Source organism: Pseudomonas sp. TE12508 (assembly GCF_056279485.1).
Genome location: NZ_JBWCCN010000004.1, coordinates 252,101 through 268,293 on the forward strand (window position 1 = coordinate 252,101; position 16,193 = coordinate 268,293).

The window sequence follows — 16,193 nt, forward strand, 5'->3', positions numbered from 1 at the left end:
CGGTAGTCGGCCGTGGAGATCAGCATGTCCAACAGCTTCCTGAACCCGGTAACCACCCAGACCTGGGCCAATGGTCGACACATTGTCCGTTGCGTCAAAGTCATCCAGGAAACCTGGGATGTGCGCACCTTCTGCTTCATGGCCGACCAGCCGATCCTGTTCTTCTTCAAGCCCGGGCAGTTCGTCACCCTGGAGCTGGAAATCGACGGCGTGCCGATCATGCGCTCCTACACCATTTCCAGCTCGCCGTCGGTGCCGTACAGCTTTTCGGTGACCATCAAGCGCGTGCCAGGGGGCAAGGTGTCCAACTGGCTGCACGACACCCTGCATGAAGGCCAGGAGCTGGCGGTGCACGGGCCGGTCGGGCTGTTCAACGCCATGGACTTCCCTGCGCCGAAAGTGCTCTACCTCAGCGGCGGCGTCGGTATTACGCCGTGCATGTCCATGGCCCGTTGGTTCTATGACACCAACGGCAATGTCGACATGGTGTTTATCCACAGCGCCCGCTCACCGAAAGACATCATTTACCACCGCGAGCTGGAACACATGGCGTCGCGGATCGATAACTTCAGTCTGCACCTTATTTGCGAGAAACATGGTCTGGGCGAGCCGTGGGCCGGTTATCGCGGTTACCTGAACCACAAGATGCTCGAATTGATGGCGCCGGACTTCCTTGAACGTGAAGTCTTCTGCTGCGGTCCGACCCCGTACATGAACGCGGTCAAGCGCATGCTTGAGGCGGCGGGTTTCGACATGAAGCGTTATCACGAGGAATCCTTCGGCGCGACGCCAGCGGAAGCCCGTGCCGACGCGGTGGAGCAAGCCGAACAAGCGGCAGACGCTCCGGAAATCGACGCGGCGGATCTGCATCAGGTGGAATTCACCGCTTCCGGCAAAAGCATTCGCGTGGCGCCAGGGGAGACCGTGCATGCGGCGGCGGCCAAGCTTGGCCTGCTGATCCCGAAAGCCTGCGGGATGGGGATTTGCGGGACGTGCAAGGTGATGAAACTGGGCGGCGAGGTCGAAATGGACCACAACGGCGGGATTACCGAGGAAGACGAGGCCGAAGGGTTCATCCTGTCGTGCTGCAGCGTGCCGAAGGGCGACGTGCGGATCGAGTTCTGATTCTCACCGCAGAACCTATGTGGGAGCGAGCCTGCTCGCGATAGCGGTGGATCAGTCAATATCAATGTTGAATGTTCCGGCCTCATCGCGAGCAGGCTCGCTCCCACAATGGTTGGTATTTCAGTCCACAAACAGGTCTGGCATCAGCTTGTCTTTGGTGTCGGGCTCAAAGCGGTAATGATCGAACTCGGTCACGCCATGCTCCCGCAAAATCTCCTCATCAATCAGCAACCGACCGGTGATGCTGCGGCCACTGCTGCTCAGAATCGCGTAAGCCGCATCCGCCATAATCGCCGGCGTGCGTGCATGCTTGAACGACTCGCGCGACCCCAGCTGAAACTCGATGGCGGCAGTGGCGATCATGGTCTGCGGCCACAGGGAATTTACGCTGATGCCGTAGTTGGCGAATTCCTCACTCATGCCTAACGTCAGCATGCTCATGCCGTATTTGGTCACCGTGTACGGGCTGTACTGGGCGAACCACTTGGTGGCCAGGTTCAGCGGTGGTGACAGGTTGAGGATGTGGCCGGCGGTTTTTTTCAGATAGGGCAGGGCAGCCTGACTGCACAGCAGCACCGCGCGGGTGTTGATCTGGTGCATCAGGTCGAAGCGCTTGAGTTCGATGTGTTGCACCCCGGTCAGCTTGATCGCTCCGGCATTGTTGATCAGCGCATCGATGCCGCCGAAATGTGCGCTGGCGTCGGCCATGGCCTGGCGCACGGCAACTTCATCACGCACATCCACCTGCAAGGCCAACGCCTTGCCTCCCGCGGCTTCAACTTCCGCCGCCACGCTGAAGATGGTGCCGGGCAGTTTGGGGTGAGGGGTGGCGCTTTTGGCGGCAATCACGATGTTGGCCCCGTCCTTTGCTGCCCGCAGCGCAATCTCACGCCCGATGCCACGGCTGGCGCCAGTGATGAACAGGGTTTTGCCTTGTAATGACATGCGTACGCTCCTGATTGTTGTTATCTGAGCGGATCGAAACAGCTCGCCAGTCAATGTAGACCAACTCCCCGAAACTGATCGTTCCCACGCTCCGCGTGGGAATGCCTCTCGGGACGCTCTGCGTTCCTGCCTCACCGCGGATGCAATGCCGAACACTGTTGTGACGCAGAGCGTCACGGGCTGCATTCCCACGCGGAGCGTGGGAACGATCAGGTTGGGGAGTGCTATGAGCCTCAATACCAACGCTGTATCTCGATCAGCCCCTCCATCCCTGCATAATTCCTCGCACTGGAATAGCGCCAGTGCTCAGGTAAATCCACGTACCCACGCTTCACCGGGTTGTAGTGGATGTAATCCAGCTTCTGGCGCATCACCGTTTCGCTGTACACCATTTCCGCGTGCGAACCTTCCTGCCACAACTGATAAACCCGATCCTGCTTATGTGCCCGTTTGCTGAAGCGCAGTCGTTGCAATGCGCGCTCTGCGCCTTTGTTTTGCAGATCGTCGATGATTTGGCGGGCGGTGAAGGATTTGAACTGGCGCAGGCATTTGCTCAGGTCTGGAGCCTCGGCAACGAAATGCAGATGGTTTTCCAGGACGACGTAACCATACAACTTTAGATCTTGGTGGATTTGTTGATAGCGCCAGCAATTGAGCAGGTGATCGACAATGTAGGGGCGGATAAACAGTGGGAGCCATTCCATGATTGTGCAGGTCAGGAAATGGGGTTTGTCGGGTTCGGTGATGGTGTAGCGGCTTCGGCCCATGGATGCATTCCTTTGCGGGGGAATGAGTAGGGTGAGGGAGGTGAAGTAGTGGGGCTAGCGGACAGCGCCGCAGAGAGTGTGGGAAATGTCGACGTGCCTCTACATGATCGTTCCCACGCTCCGCGTGGGAATGCAGCCCGTGACGCTCTGCGTCACAACGGTATTGGGACGTCAGCGGTGAGGCAGGAACGCGGAGCGTCCCCAGAGGCATTCCCACGCGGAGCGTGGGAACGATCGGTGCGGTGGGGGGATCAGGCTGCCATCACGTGTCGAATATCCGCTGCCAATTCGCGCACGCGCTCTTCTTCGGTGTCCCACGAGCACATGAAGCGTGCGCCGCCGTTGCCGATGAAGGTGTAGAAGCGCCAGCCCTTGGCGGTCAGTGCGGCGATTGCCGGTTCCGACAGTTGCAGGAACACGCCGTTGGCCTGCACCGGGAACATCAGTTCCACGCCAGGAATATCGCTCACCAGTTCGGCCAGCAGCTGCGCGCAGTGGTTGGCGTGGCGGGCGTATTTGAGCCAGGCGTCGTTTTCCAGAATCCCGACCCACGGCGCCGAGAGGAAGCGCATCTTCGACGCCAGTTGCCCGGCCTGTTTGCAGCGGTAGTCGAAATCTTCGGCCAGCTTGTGGTTGAAGAACAGAATCGCTTCGCCCACCGCCATGCCGTTTTTCGTGCCACCGAAGCACAAGACATCGACCCCGGCCTTCCAGGTCAGGTCTGCTGGTGAGCAGCCAAGAAATGCGCAAGCATTGGAGAAGCGTGCGCCGTCCATGTGCAGGTTCAGGCCCAGTTCTTTGCAGGTGACACTGATGGCGCGGATTTCTTCCGGGGTGTACACGCTGCCGACTTCGGTGGCTTGGGTCAGGGTCACTACGCGGGGTTTGGGGTAGTGGATGTCCTGGCGCTTGAGGGCGATTTCGCGGATCGACTCCGGCGTCAGTTTGCCGTTTTCGGTGCGGGCGATGAGCAGCTTGGAGCCGTTGGAGAAAAACTCCGGCGCGCCGCATTCGTCGGTTTCGACGTGGGCGGTTTCCGAGCAGATCACGCTGTGGTAACTCTGGCACAGCGATGACAGGGCCAACGAGTTGGCCGCGGTGCCGTTGAAGGCGAAGAACACTTCGCAGTCGGTTTCGAACAGTTTGCGGAATTGATCGGATGCGCGTGCGGTCCACTCATCGTCGCCATAAGCGCGCTGGTGGCCGTGGTTGGCCTGTTCCATGGCAGCCCAGGCTTCAGGGCAGATACCGGAATAGTTGTCGCTGGCGAATTGTTGGCTCTTATCGGTCATGGCCGGCTTCCGTGGTCGAGGCTCTAATGGTGAAGAGCATCGTGGTCAATGATGGTGCGCACTTTACCGAAGATCGTCCGGGGAGCACACGGGATGTTGCTGTCAGAAAAATACACGGTTGACGGGCAATTATGCACATGACTCAACGGGATGGGGCGCTGGATCTGCTCAAGTGGCTGGCGCTGCTGAGCATGGTGCTCGATCACCTGCGATATGTCGGTTACTCCATCGATCTGCTGTATGTGCCGGGTAGATTGGCGTTCCCGTGGTTTTGTTTGGCGATGGCGGCAAATCTGTCGCGGGCACAGGCAGTAACGACCGACGGCCAATGGCGCTACCTCGGTTGGTTATCGCTGTTTAGCGCTCTGAGCGAAATCCCCTACCGGATGTACATTCCTGATCACAACACCTTAAACGTGTTGCCCACGTTGGTTCTGGGTTTGTTGGTCGCCCGTGGCTGGCAGCAAAGGATGCCTCAGCCGCGACTATTGGCGGCGGGTGCCTTGTTGCTGGCGGCGCTGTTCCCGGAACGACTGATGTTCGGATTCTTCGGCGTGCTGTTGCCGCTGGCGATGTTGCTGGTGATCAGGCGTCCCTGGTATTTCAGCCTGCTGCCGGGGCTGGTCTGCCTGGCGGCCAATCAATGGCAAGTGCTGTATTACGCCGCGCGACTTCACAGCAGTGCAGCCATCCTCGGCATTGCCGCTTGTCTGATTGCGCCACTGTTGGGCCTGCTGCTATTGCGACATGCCCAAGGCGTTCAACCACCACCGATGCGGCGTTGGGCGTATGCGCTCTATCCCGCGCATTTCCTCGTGCTTCTGGCTTTGCGCCAACTCATCGCCTGACCCCTGACCTTCTACAAGGGCGCGCCAAACCTTGTGGGAGCGGGCTTGCTCGCGAATGCGCCGGGCCAGTCAACATCAGTGTCGGATGACAAACCGCATTCGCGAGCAAGCCCGCTCCCACAGGGGATCCTGGCTGCTTCAAGGATTGTGTTCGGCATGCCATTTCTCGCCATGTCGTAAACGCACCTTTGCGTGGCGTCCATAGGCATTTGACCTGTCTGCGCCGGTCATACCATCGCATCCAAAGGGCACTGCCGTAACGCCAGTGCCTTACCGAGACGAATGGCGCATAGATGCCGCTGGGAGAGACGCGATGTTCAGCAAGCAAGACCAGATCAAAGGTTACGACGATGCACTGCTGGCGGCGATGAATGCCGAGGAGCAACGCCAGGAAGATCACATCGAGCTGATCGCGTCCGAGAACTACACCAGCAAACGCGTGATGGAAGCGCAAGGCAGCGGCCTGACCAACAAATACGCCGAAGGCTATCCGGGCAAGCGCTACTACGGTGGCTGCGAGCACGTCGACAAGGTCGAAGCCCTGGCCATCGAACGCGCCAAGCAACTGTTCGGTGCCGATTACGCCAACGTCCAGCCGCACTCCGGCTCTTCGGCCAACAGCGCCGTGTACCTGGCCCTGCTGCAAGCTGGCGACACCATTCTCGGCATGAGCCTGGCCCACGGCGGCCACCTGACCCACGGCGCCAAAGTGTCGTCCTCGGGCAAGCTGTACAACGCTGTGCAGTACGGCATCGACACCAAGACCGGCCTGATCGATTACGACGAAGTCGAGCGCCTGGCCGTCGAGTGCAAGCCGAAGATGATCGTTGCCGGCTTCTCTGCCTACTCCAAGACCCTGGACTTCCCGCGCTTCCGTCAGATCGCCGACAAGGTCGGTGCGCTGCTGTTCGTCGACATGGCTCACGTGGCCGGTCTGGTTGCCGCTGGTCTGTACCCCAATCCGCTGCCGTACGCTGACGTGGTCACCACCACCACCCACAAGACCCTGCGCGGTCCGCGTGGTGGCCTGATCCTGGCCAAGTCCAACGAAGAAATCGAGAAGAAGCTCAACGCTGCCGTGTTCCCGGGTGCCCAGGGCGGCCCGCTGATGCACGTCATCGCCGGTAAAGCCGTGTGCTTCAAGGAAGCGCTGGAGCCAGGCTTCAAGGCTTACCAGCAACAAGTGATCGACAACGCCCAAGCCATGGCCGGCGTATTTATCAAACGCGGCTACGATGTAGTGTCCGGCGGCACCGATAACCACCTGTTCCTGGTCAGCCTGATCCGTCAGGGCCTTACCGGCAAAGAGGCGGATGCAGCACTCGGTCGCGCCCACATCACCGTGAACAAGAACGCTGTCCCGAATGATCCACAGTCGCCGTTCGTGACCTCCGGCCTGCGTATCGGCACCCCGGCGGTGACCACTCGCGGCTTCAAGGTTACCCAGTGCGTTGAACTGGCCGGCTGGATCTGCGACATCCTCGACAACCTCGGCGACGCCGATGTCGAGGCCAATGTCGCGCAGCAAGTGGCAGCCCTGTGCGCGGACTTCCCGGTTTATCGCTGAGCGCGGTTTTGGAGTAAATGACTATGCAACGCTATTCGGGCTTCGGCCTCTTCAAACACTCCCTCAGCCATCACGAAAACTGGCAGAAGATGTGGCGCACGCCGACCCCGAAAAAGGTCTATGACGTGGTCATCGTCGGCGGTGGCGGGCATGGTCTGGCGACCGCCTACTACCTGGCCAAGGAACACGGCATCACCAACGTGGCCGTGGTCGAGAAAGGCTGGCTGGGCGGCGGTAACACCGCGCGCAACACCACCATCGTTCGCTCCAACTACCTGTGGGACGAGTCGGCGCACCTGTACGAACACGCGATGAAACTGTGGGAAGGCCTGTCCCAGGACCTGAACTACAACGTGATGTTCTCCCAGCGTGGTGTTTACAACTTGTGCCACACGCTTCAAGACATTCGTGATTCCGAGCGTCGGGTCAGCGCCAACCGCCTCAACGGCGTGGACGGCGAACTGCTCGATGCCAAACAGGTAGCCGACGAGATTCCGTACCTCGACTGCTCCAAGAACACTCGCTACCCGGTGATGGGCGCAACCGTCCAGCGTCGCGGCGGCGTGGCCCGTCACGATGCCGTGGCGTGGGGCTTTGCCCGTGCCGCCGATGCCTTGGGCGTGGACCTGATTCAACAAACCGAAGTGATCGGCTTCCGCAAGGAAAACGGCGTGTGCATCGGTGTTGAAACCAACAAGGGCTTCATCGGCGCCAAGCGCGTCGGTGTGGTCACCGCCGGTAACTCCGGGCACATGGCCAAACTCGCCGGTTTCCGTCTGCCGATCGAATCGCACCCGCTGCAAGCGCTGGTGTCCGAGCCGATCAAGCCGATTATCGACAGCGTGATCATGTCCAACGCCGTACACGGTTATATCAGCCAGTCCGACAAGGGCGACCTGGTGATCGGCGCCGGTATCGACGGCTACAACGGCTACGGCCAGCGTGGTTCGTACCCGGTGATCGAGCACACCATCCAGGCCATCGTCGAGATGTTCCCGGTGTTGTCCCGCGTACGCATGAACCGTCAGTGGGGCGGCATCGTCGACACCACGCCGGATGCATGCCCAATCATTTCGAAAACTCCGGTACCGAACATGTTCTTCAACTGCGGTTGGGGCACCGGTGGCTTCAAGGCAACACCTGGCTCGGGCAACGTGTTTGCCGCGAGTCTGGCCAAGGGTGAAATGCACCCATTGGCTGCACCTTTCTCCATCGACCGTTTCCATAGCGGTGCGTTGATCGACGAACACGGCGCTGCAGCAGTCGCCCACTAACAGGAGAAATCCCTATGTTGCATATCTTCTGTCCTCACTGTGGCGAACTGCGCTCCGAAGAGGAATTCCATGCATCCGGCCAGGCGCACATCCCGCGTCCACTGGACCCGAACAGCTGCACCGACGAGGAGTGGGGCGACTACATGTTCTTCCGCGACAACCCTCGCGGTCTGCACCACGAACTGTGGGATCACGTCGCCGGTTGCCGTCAGTACTTCAACGTCACCCGTGACACCGTGACCTACGAGATTCTCGAAACCTACAAGATCGGCACCAAGCCGCAGTTCACCGACAAGACCGACAGCCCGAAAGCGGCCGCCACGGCTCTGGGAGAGAAGGTATGAGCCAGATCAATCGCCTGTCCAACGGCGGACGCATCGACCGCAACAAAGTGCTGAGCTTCACCTTCAACGGCCAGGTCTACAAAGGCTTTGAAGGCGATTCCCTGGCTGCAGCCCTGCTGGCCAACGGTGTCGACATCATCGGCCGCAGCTTCAAGTACTCGCGCCCACGCGGCATCTTCGCCGCCGGTGCCGAAGAGCCGAACGCTGTGCTGCAGATCGGTGCGACCGAAGCCACGCAGATCCCGAACGTACGCGCTACGCAACAAGCGCTGTATCAGGGCCTGGTCGCCACCAGCACCAACGGCTGGCCGAGCGTGAACAACGACATGATGGGGATTCTCGGCAAGGTCGGCGGCAAGCTGATGCCGCCGGGCTTCTACTACAAAACCTTCATGTACCCGCAATCGTTCTGGATGACCTACGAGAAGTACATTCGTAAGGCTGCCGGCCTCGGCCGCTCGCCGACCGAGAACGATCCGGACACCTACGACTACATGAACCAGCACTGCGACGTGCTGATCGTCGGCGCTGGCCCTGCGGGTCTGGCGGCTGCGCTGGCGGCTGCCCGTAGCGGTGCGCGTGTGATTCTGGCCGATGAGCAGGAAGAGTTCGGCGGCAGCCTGCTCGATTCCCGCGAAAGCCTCGACGGCAAGCCTGCCACCGAGTGGGTCGCCAGCGTCATCGCCGAGCTGAAAAACACCCCGGACGTGCTGCTGTTGCCGCGCGCCACGGTCAACGGTTACCACGACCATAACTTCCTGACCATTCACGAGCGCCTCACCGATCACCTCGGTGACCGTGCCCCGATTGGCCAGGTGCGTCAGCGCATCCACCGGGTTCGCGCCAAGCGTGTAGTGCTGGCGACCGGTACTCACGAACGTCCACTGGTTTACGGCAACAACGACGTGCCGGGCAACATGCTCGCCGGCGCTGTGTCGACTTATGTTCGTCGTTACGGCGTGGCACCGGGCAAGAAGCTCGTGCTGTCGACCAACAACGATCACGCCTACCGCGTAGCGCTGGATTGGCTCGACGCCAGCCTGCAAGTGGTCGCGATCGCCGATGCCCGCAGCAACCCGCGTGGTGCGCTGGTGGAAGAAGCACGCGCCAAAGGCATCCGCATCCTGACCGGCAGCGCCGTGATCGAGGCCCGTGGCAGCAAGCACGTCACCGCCGCTCGCGTTGCCGCGATTGATGTAAAAGCACACACCGTGACCAGCCCGGGCGAGTGGCTTGATTGCGACCTGGTTGCCAGTTCCGGCGGTTACAGCCCGGTGGTTCACCTGGCGTCGCACTTGGGCGGCAAGCCGATCTGGCGTGAAGACATCCTCGGTTTCGTACCGGGCGAAGCACCGCAAAAACGCGTGTGCGTCGGTGGCATCAACGGCGTCTACGGCCTCGGCGATTCGTTGGCCGATGGTTTTGAAGGTGGTGCTCGCGCCGCCAGCGAAGCCGGTTTCGGCAAGGTCGAAGGCGTACTGCCCAAAGCCCTGAGCCGTCTGGAAGAGCCAACTTTGGCGCTGTTCCAGGTGCCGCACGAAAAAGCCACTGCCCGTGCGCCGAAGCAATTCGTCGACCTGCAGAACGACGTCACCGCTGCCGCCATCGAACTGGCGACCCGCGAAGGCTTCGAGTCGGTCGAGCACGTCAAGCGCTACACCGCGTTGGGTTTTGGTACTGACCAGGGCAAGCTCGGCAACGTCAACGGTCTGGCCATCGCCGCCCGTTCGCTGAACGTGACCATCCCGCAGATGGGCACCACCATGTTCCGCCCGAACTACACGCCGGTGACTTTCGGCGCCGTGGCCGGCCGTCACTGTGGGCACATCTTCGAACCGGTGCGTTTCACTGCACTGCATCACTGGCACGTGAAGAACGGTGCCGAATTCGAAGACGTCGGTCAGTGGAAACGTCCTTGGTACTTCCCGAAAAACGGTGAAGACCTGCACGCCGCGGTAAAACGCGAATGCAAAGCCGTGCGCGACAGCGTCGGCCTGCTGGACGCTTCGACCCTGGGCAAGATCGACATCCAGGGCCCGGATTCGCGTGAGTTCCTCAACCGCATCTACACCAACGCCTGGACCAAGCTCGACGTGGGCAAGGCCCGTTACGGCCTGATGTGTAAAGAAGACGGCATGGTGTTCGACGACGGCGTGACTGCATGCCTGGCCGACAACCATTTCGTGATGACCACCACCACCGGCGGCGCTGCACGCGTGCTGCAATGGCTGGAAATCTACCACCAGACCGAATGGCCAGAGCTGAAGGTGTACTTCACTTCGGTCACTGACCACTGGGCGACCATGACCCTGTCGGGGCCGAACAGCCGCAAGCTGCTCAGCGAAGTCACCGACATCGACCTGAGCAACGAAGCCTTCCCGTTCATGACCTGGAAAGAAGGTCTGGTCGGTGGTGTGCCGGCGCGGGTGTTCCGGATTTCGTTTACCGGTGAGCTGTCGTACGAAGTCAACGTGCAGGCCGACTACGCCATGGGCGTGCTGGAAAAAATCGTCGAGGCCGGCAAGCAGTACAACCTGACCCCGTACGGCACCGAAACCATGCACGTCCTGCGGGCAGAGAAGGGCTTCATCATCGTCGGTCAAGACACTGACAGCTCAATGACCCCGGACGACCTGAACATGGGCTGGTGTGTCGGTCGCACCAAACCGTTCTCGTGGATCGGCTGGCGTGGGATGAACCGCGAAGACTGCGTGCGTGATCAGCGCAAACAGCTGGTCGGTCTGAAGCCGATCGATCCGACCAAGTGGCTGCCGGAAGGGGCGCAACTGGTGTTCAACACCAAGCAAACCATCCCGATGACCATGGTCGGTCACGTGACTTCCAGTTACCTGCACAACTCCCTGGGCTATTCGTTTGCCATGGGTGTGGTCAAGGGCGGCTTGAAGCGCATGGGTGAGCGGGTGTTCGCACCGCTGGCCGACGGCAGCGTGATCGAGGCGGAAATCGTTTCTTCGGTGTTCTTCGATCCGAAAGGCGATCGCCAGAACGTGTAAGTCGATCGTTCCCACGCTCTGCGTGGGAATGCATCCCGGGACGCTCCGCGTCCCAAGAGCGGACGCAGAGCGTCCATGGCGGCATTCCCACGCAGAGCGTGGGAACGATCAACAAAAGAAAGGTGCTTTATGACCGCAGCCAATGTTTACCAACAACGCCCAACCACCGGGGCCAAGGCCGAGTCGTCGCTGCATCATGCCGACCTCGCCAGCCTGGTGGGCAAGGGTCGCAAGAACGCCGGCGTGATCGTGCGTGAGAAAAAACTCCTCGGTCACCTGACCATCCGTGGCGATGGCCACGATGCCGCGTTCGCCGCCGGCGTGCACAAGGCCCTCGGCCTGGAACTGCCCGCCGCGCTGACCGTGGTGATCAAAGGCGAAACCAGCCTGCAATGGATGGGGCCGGATGAATGGCTGCTGATCGTGCCGACTGGTGAAGAGTTCGCTGCCGAGAAAAAGCTGCGTGAAGCACTGGGCGACCTGCACATCCAGATCGTCAACGTCAGCGGCGGCCAGCAGATCCTCGAGCTCAGCGGCCCGAACGTACGCCAGGTGCTGATGAAATCCACCAGCTATGACGTGCATCCCAACAGCTTCCCGGTGGGCAAGGCTGTCGGCACGGTGTTCGCCAAGTCGCAATTGATGATCCGCCACACCGCCGAAGACACCTGGGAACTGCTGATTCGTCGCAGCTTCTCGGATTACTGGTGGTTGTGGTTGCAGGATGCGGCCGCTGAATACGGCCTTAGCGTCCAGGCGTAACACAGCGTAAAGATCGTTCCCACGCTCTGCGTGGGAATGCATCCCGGGACGCTCCGCGTCCCAAAGCGGACGCAGAGCGTCCATGGCGGCGTTCCCACGCAGAGCGTGGGAACGATCAGTTTCGCTACAGGAGTCACCGCACTATGAGCCGCGCACCAGACACATGGATTCTGACCGCCGACTGCCCCAGCGTCCTCGGCACCGTGGATGCGGTGACCCGCTTTCTGTTCGAGCAGGGCTGCTACGTCACCGAGCACCATTCCTTCGATGACCGGCTCTCGGGCCGTTTCTTCATTCGCGTGGAGTTCCGTCAGCCCGATGGCTTCGACGAACAAGCTTTTCGCGCAGGTTTGGCGGAACGTGGTGACGCCTTCGGGATGGTCTTCGAACTGACCCCGCCGCATCACCGGCCGAAAGTGGTGATCATGGTGTCCAAGGCCGATCACTGCCTCAACGACTTGCTCTACCGCCAGCGCATCGGCCAGTTGTCGATGGACGTGGTCGCCGTGGTTTCCAATCACCCGGACCTCAAGCCGTTGGCCGATTGGCACCAGATTCCGTACTACCATTTTCCGCTGGACCCGAACGACAAGCCGTCCCAGGAGCGTCAGGTCTGGCAGGTGGTCGAAGAGTCTGGCGCCGAGTTGGTGATTCTTGCGCGCTACATGCAGGTTCTGTCGCCAGAGCTGTGCCGCAAACTCGATGGCAAGGCGATCAATATCCACCACTCCCTGCTGCCGGGTTTCAAGGGTGCCAAGCCCTATCACCAGGCCTACAACAAGGGCGTGAAACTGGTCGGCGCCACGGCGCATTACATCAACAACGACCTGGACGAAGGCCCGATCATCGCCCAGGGCGTAGAGGCCGTGGACCACAGTCATTACCCGGAAGATTTGATCGCCAAAGGGCGGGATATCGAAGGGCTGACCCTGGCGCGGGCGGTGGGGTATCACATTGAACGACGGGTGTTTTTGAACGCCAATCGCACGGTCGTTCTTTAGATCGCCATCGCTAGCAGGCTAGCTCCCACATTGAAATGCGTACCCTTGTGGGAGCTAGCCTGCTAGCGATGGCGCCATAACAAACAACACAAGACACACAGGCAATAACCCGAGCAATCAACGCGCCGCCGATCCATGGCGACGCGACCGCTACATAAAAACAACAGCGAGGTGAAAGCATGTCTGGTAATCGTGGTGTGGTGTATCTCGGCGCTGGCAAGGTCGAAGTACAGAAAATCGACTATCCCAAAATGCAGGACCCGCGCGGCAGGAAGATCGAGCACGGCGTCATCCTGCGCGTAGTGTCCACCAACATCTGTGGTTCCGATCAGCACATGGTGCGCGGGCGTACCACCGCTCAGACCGGTCTGGTGCTGGGCCACGAGATCACGGGTGAAGTGATCGAGAAGGGCAGCGGTGTCGAGAACCTGCAGATCGGCGACTTGGTGTCGGTTCCTTTCAACGTTGCCTGTGGCCGTTGCCGTTCGTGCAAAGAGCAACATACTGGCGTCTGCCTGAGCGTTAACCCGGCGCGTCCGGGCGGTGCCTATGGTTACGTCGACATGGGTGACTGGACCGGTGGCCAAGCCGAATACGCGTTTGTGCCATATGCCGACTTCAACCTGCTGAAACTGCCGGATCGCGACCGGGCCATGGAAAAAATCCGTGACCTGACCTGTCTCTCCGACATCCTGCCCACCGGTTACCACGGCGCAGTGACTGCCGGCGTTGGCCCTGGCAGCACCGTGTACGTCGCCGGCGCCGGCCCGGTTGGCCTGGCAGCTGCCGCTTCCGCTCGCCTGCTGGGTGCTGCGGTGGTGATCATCGGTGACGTCAACCCGATCCGCCTGGCCCATGCCAAGGCTCAGGGTTTCGAAATCGCCGACCTGTCGACAGACACCCCACTGCACGAACAAATCGCTGCACTGTTGGGCGAACCGGAAGTGGACTGCGCCGTCGATGCCGTAGGCTTCGAAGCTCGCGGTCACGGCCATGCCGGCGTGAAGCACGAGGCTCCGGCCACCGTGCTCAACTCGCTGATGGGCGTGGTTCGCGTGGCGGGCAAAATCGGTATCCCCGGTCTCTACGTCACTGAAGACCCGGGTGCGGTGGATGCCGCCGCGAAAATGGGCAGCCTGAGCATTCGCTTCGGTCTGGGCTGGGCCAAATCCCACAGCTTCCACACCGGCCAGACCCCGGTGATGAAGTACAACCGCCAACTGATGCAAGCCATCATGTGGGACCGCATCAAGATTGCCGACATCGTGGGTGTCGAAGTCATCAGCCTCGACGACGCCCCGCGTGGTTATGGCGAGTTCGATGCGGGCGTGCCGAAGAAGTTTGTGATCGATCCGCACAAGATGTTCAGCGCAGCGTAAGGCTGGGAGCAAGACGGAAAAAGGGGCGACAGTGATGTCGCCCTTTTTTATGGAGCACCGCAGCCTGCGCTTTCAGGTTCTGCCGGGTTGTTCACAGGCCTGTTCGGCGGGAGCGGGCGTACCATTCATCGTATGGATTCGGGGTTCCACGACCGGGGGGGAACATGCCAGCAGATGCCCGGTCAAATCGGCAGTTTTGCTGCCCTGCCGGGTGGTTCTCATGGCACAAGAGGATGTCTGGATGAACGTTTCACGCGGTTTTGCGCTGGCATCGCTCATGGCTGTTGCTTCGTTGACGACGCTGGCCGCCAGCCCGGCCTTTGCGCAGTTCAGCTTCAGCGATGCGGCCAATGCGGTTACGGCGATGCAGGGTAACGAGGACGATGAGAGCGACGAGAGCGAAGACGCCGTGGCGGCGCTACCCAAGGCTGCCGGTTTGCTCACTTCCCTGGGGTCTCAGCTCAATGTCACGCCAGAACAGGCCATGGGTGGTGCCGGTGCGATGCTGGGGCTGGCCAGGAACCAACTCAGCGGCCAGGACTTCACCGAACTGAGCAAAAATGTGCCGGGCCTCGATCAGATCGCCGGCAACAGCGCCATCAGTGGCTTGAGCGGGCTGGGTGGGCTGGGCGGGCTGCTCGGCGGTGGTGTCGACAAGAACCCTTTGCTCAATGGTTTGCTGGGTAACGTCAAGGACACCAAGGACCTGAACAGCGCGTTCAGTGCCCTGGGCATGGACACCGGCATGATCGGCCTGTTTGCCCCGGTGATTCTGCAATACCTCGGTCAGCAAGGCGTCGCCGGTTCGCTGCTGCAAAACCTTGGCGGAATCTGGGGCACCGGCATCGGCACCGGCATAGGTAGCTGAGTCAGCCCTCGGCGCGCAGGGCCTTGATGCGCCGGTCCTTCTCGATCCAGAGCTGGTTGACCCAGTTCTGGACGTGTTCGCGAAACACCGGATCGTTTTCGTAATCGCCTTGCCACAGCGCCGGGTCCAGTTCACGTGTGTGGATGTCGATGATCACCCTCGGCACGTTGCCGCTGATCAAATCCCAGAACCCCGGAATCTTCTGCTGTGGATACACCACCGTCACATCAAGAATGGCATCCAGCTGTTCGCCCATCGCCGCCAGCACAAAAGCCACGCCGCCAGCCTTGGGCTTGAGCAGGTGGGTGAAGGGTGACTGCTGCTGTGCGCTTTTCGTTGTGGTGTATCGAGTGCCTTCCAGATAATTGACCACTGTCACTGGCTGACGCTTGTACAACTCGCAGGCTTGTTTGGTGATCTCCAGGTCCTTGCCGGCCAGCTCCGGGTTCCTGGCGAGAAACGCCTTGGTGTAGCGCTTCATGAACGGATAGTCCAACGCCCACCAGGCCAGGCCCAGGAACGGCACCCAGATCAGTTCTTTCTTTAGGAAGAATTTGAAGAACGGCGTGCGCCGGTTAAGCGTCTGGATCAGTGCCGGGATGTCGACCCAGGATTGATGGTTACCGATCACCAGATACGAGGTGTCGCGGCGCAAATCATCACCACCGCGGATGTCCCATCGGGTGGGAATGCACAGTCGGAAAATCAGCTTATCGATCTCGGCCCAGGTTTCGGCAATCCACATCACCGCCGCCGAGGCATCATCGCGAAAGCGCCCGGGCAAGAGCAGTTTCAGCAGGGCGAACACCATCAAAGGCCCGAACAGCACCAGGGTGTTAAGCAACAGCAGCAGGGTAACGAAACAGCCGGTGAGCAGGCGGCGCATAAGTAACTCTTGAAAGCGTTTGGGCGCGCCATGATAAGCAGCTTCAAGCGACAGGCCAAATCAGTGGTGACGAATGTTTCACGTTTGCGGCGGTATGTTGGACTGACATAGCGATCATTCC

14 protein-coding genes are annotated in these 16,193 nt (G+C 60.5%); 10 read left to right on the plus strand and 4 right to left on the minus strand.

The window, feature by feature from the left end:
• Positions 1 to 24 precede the first annotated feature (24 nt).
• The gene (gbcB, locus tag ACZ9IM_RS07375; RefSeq protein ID WP_476223633.1) at positions 25 to 1,125 is read left to right on the plus strand and encodes a glycine-betaine demethylase subunit GbcB; all 1,101 of its coding nucleotides are present in this window, start codon (positions 25 to 27) and stop codon (positions 1,123 to 1,125) included.
• A gap of 120 nt (positions 1,126 to 1,245) precedes the next feature.
• Here gbcB and ACZ9IM_RS07380 read toward each other — a convergent pair whose 3' ends face one another.
• The 3 genes from ACZ9IM_RS07380 to ACZ9IM_RS07390 all read right to left on the minus strand — a co-directional run bounded on the left by ACZ9IM_RS07380 (position 1,246) and on the right by ACZ9IM_RS07390 (position 4,129).
• Entirely contained in the window at positions 1,246 to 2,070 is an 825-nt protein-coding gene (locus ACZ9IM_RS07380; protein WP_192344844.1) for an SDR family oxidoreductase, read from the minus strand.
• A 233-nt stretch (positions 2,071 to 2,303) separates the two neighbouring features.
• Positions 2,304 to 2,837, minus strand: a complete 534-nt coding sequence (locus ACZ9IM_RS07385) for an REP-associated tyrosine transposase (protein WP_476223634.1) — start codon at positions 2,835 to 2,837, stop codon at positions 2,304 to 2,306.
• Positions 2,838 to 3,088: 251 nt separating this feature from the next.
• Positions 3,089 to 4,129 (minus strand): threonine aldolase family protein, encoded by a 1,041-nt coding sequence (locus tag ACZ9IM_RS07390; RefSeq protein WP_476223635.1) that lies wholly within the window; start codon positions 4,127 to 4,129, stop codon positions 3,089 to 3,091.
• A gap of 131 nt (positions 4,130 to 4,260) precedes the next feature.
• On the opposite strand from ACZ9IM_RS07390, the gene ACZ9IM_RS07395 reads away from it, so the two are divergent.
• The 9 genes from ACZ9IM_RS07395 to ACZ9IM_RS07435 all read left to right on the plus strand — a co-directional run bounded on the left by ACZ9IM_RS07395 (position 4,261) and on the right by ACZ9IM_RS07435 (position 15,186).
• Positions 4,261 to 4,977, plus strand: coding sequence for a TraX family protein (locus ACZ9IM_RS07395; RefSeq protein WP_427625054.1), 717 nt, complete (start codon positions 4,261 to 4,263; stop codon positions 4,975 to 4,977).
• Positions 4,978 to 5,290: 313 nt separating this feature from the next.
• On the plus strand, positions 5,291 to 6,544 hold the full coding sequence (glyA, locus tag ACZ9IM_RS07400; RefSeq protein ID WP_007907559.1) for a serine hydroxymethyltransferase: 1,254 nt from the start codon (positions 5,291 to 5,293) through the stop codon (positions 6,542 to 6,544).
• Between the two features lie 23 nt (positions 6,545 to 6,567).
• Complete coding sequence (locus ACZ9IM_RS07405; protein WP_007907561.1) at positions 6,568 to 7,818, plus strand: sarcosine oxidase subunit beta; 1,251 nt, start codon at positions 6,568 to 6,570, stop codon at positions 7,816 to 7,818.
• Between the two features lie 14 nt (positions 7,819 to 7,832).
• Entirely contained in the window at positions 7,833 to 8,162 is a 330-nt protein-coding gene (locus tag ACZ9IM_RS07410) for a sarcosine oxidase subunit delta (protein ID WP_007907563.1), read from the plus strand.
• The gene (locus ACZ9IM_RS07415; protein WP_008008143.1) at positions 8,159 to 11,176 is read left to right on the plus strand and encodes a sarcosine oxidase subunit alpha; all 3,018 of its coding nucleotides are present in this window, start codon (positions 8,159 to 8,161) and stop codon (positions 11,174 to 11,176) included. Before ACZ9IM_RS07410 ends, ACZ9IM_RS07415 begins: the two co-directional genes overlap by 4 nt.
• Before the next feature lie 129 nt (positions 11,177 to 11,305).
• Positions 11,306 to 11,938: a sarcosine oxidase subunit gamma gene (locus ACZ9IM_RS07420; RefSeq protein ID WP_007907568.1), complete on the plus strand. Its 633-nt coding sequence runs from the start codon at positions 11,306 to 11,308 to the stop codon at positions 11,936 to 11,938.
• A 143-nt stretch (positions 11,939 to 12,081) separates the two neighbouring features.
• Positions 12,082 to 12,939 (plus strand): formyltetrahydrofolate deformylase, encoded by an 858-nt coding sequence (gene purU / locus ACZ9IM_RS07425; RefSeq protein WP_007907570.1) that lies wholly within the window; start codon positions 12,082 to 12,084, stop codon positions 12,937 to 12,939.
• A gap of 179 nt (positions 12,940 to 13,118) precedes the next feature.
• Positions 13,119 to 14,318, plus strand: a complete 1,200-nt coding sequence (gene fdhA / locus ACZ9IM_RS07430; RefSeq protein ID WP_305424815.1) for a formaldehyde dehydrogenase, glutathione-independent — start codon at positions 13,119 to 13,121, stop codon at positions 14,316 to 14,318.
• Between the two features lie 241 nt (positions 14,319 to 14,559).
• Positions 14,560 to 15,186: a DUF2780 domain-containing protein gene (locus ACZ9IM_RS07435; protein ID WP_476223638.1), complete on the plus strand. Its 627-nt coding sequence runs from the start codon at positions 14,560 to 14,562 to the stop codon at positions 15,184 to 15,186.
• A 1-nt stretch (position 15,187) separates the two neighbouring features.
• Here ACZ9IM_RS07435 and ACZ9IM_RS07440 read toward each other — a convergent pair whose 3' ends face one another.
• The gene (locus ACZ9IM_RS07440; protein ID WP_427626543.1) at positions 15,188 to 16,072 is read right to left on the minus strand and encodes an acyltransferase; all 885 of its coding nucleotides are present in this window, start codon (positions 16,070 to 16,072) and stop codon (positions 15,188 to 15,190) included.
• Positions 16,073 to 16,193 lie beyond the last annotated feature (121 nt).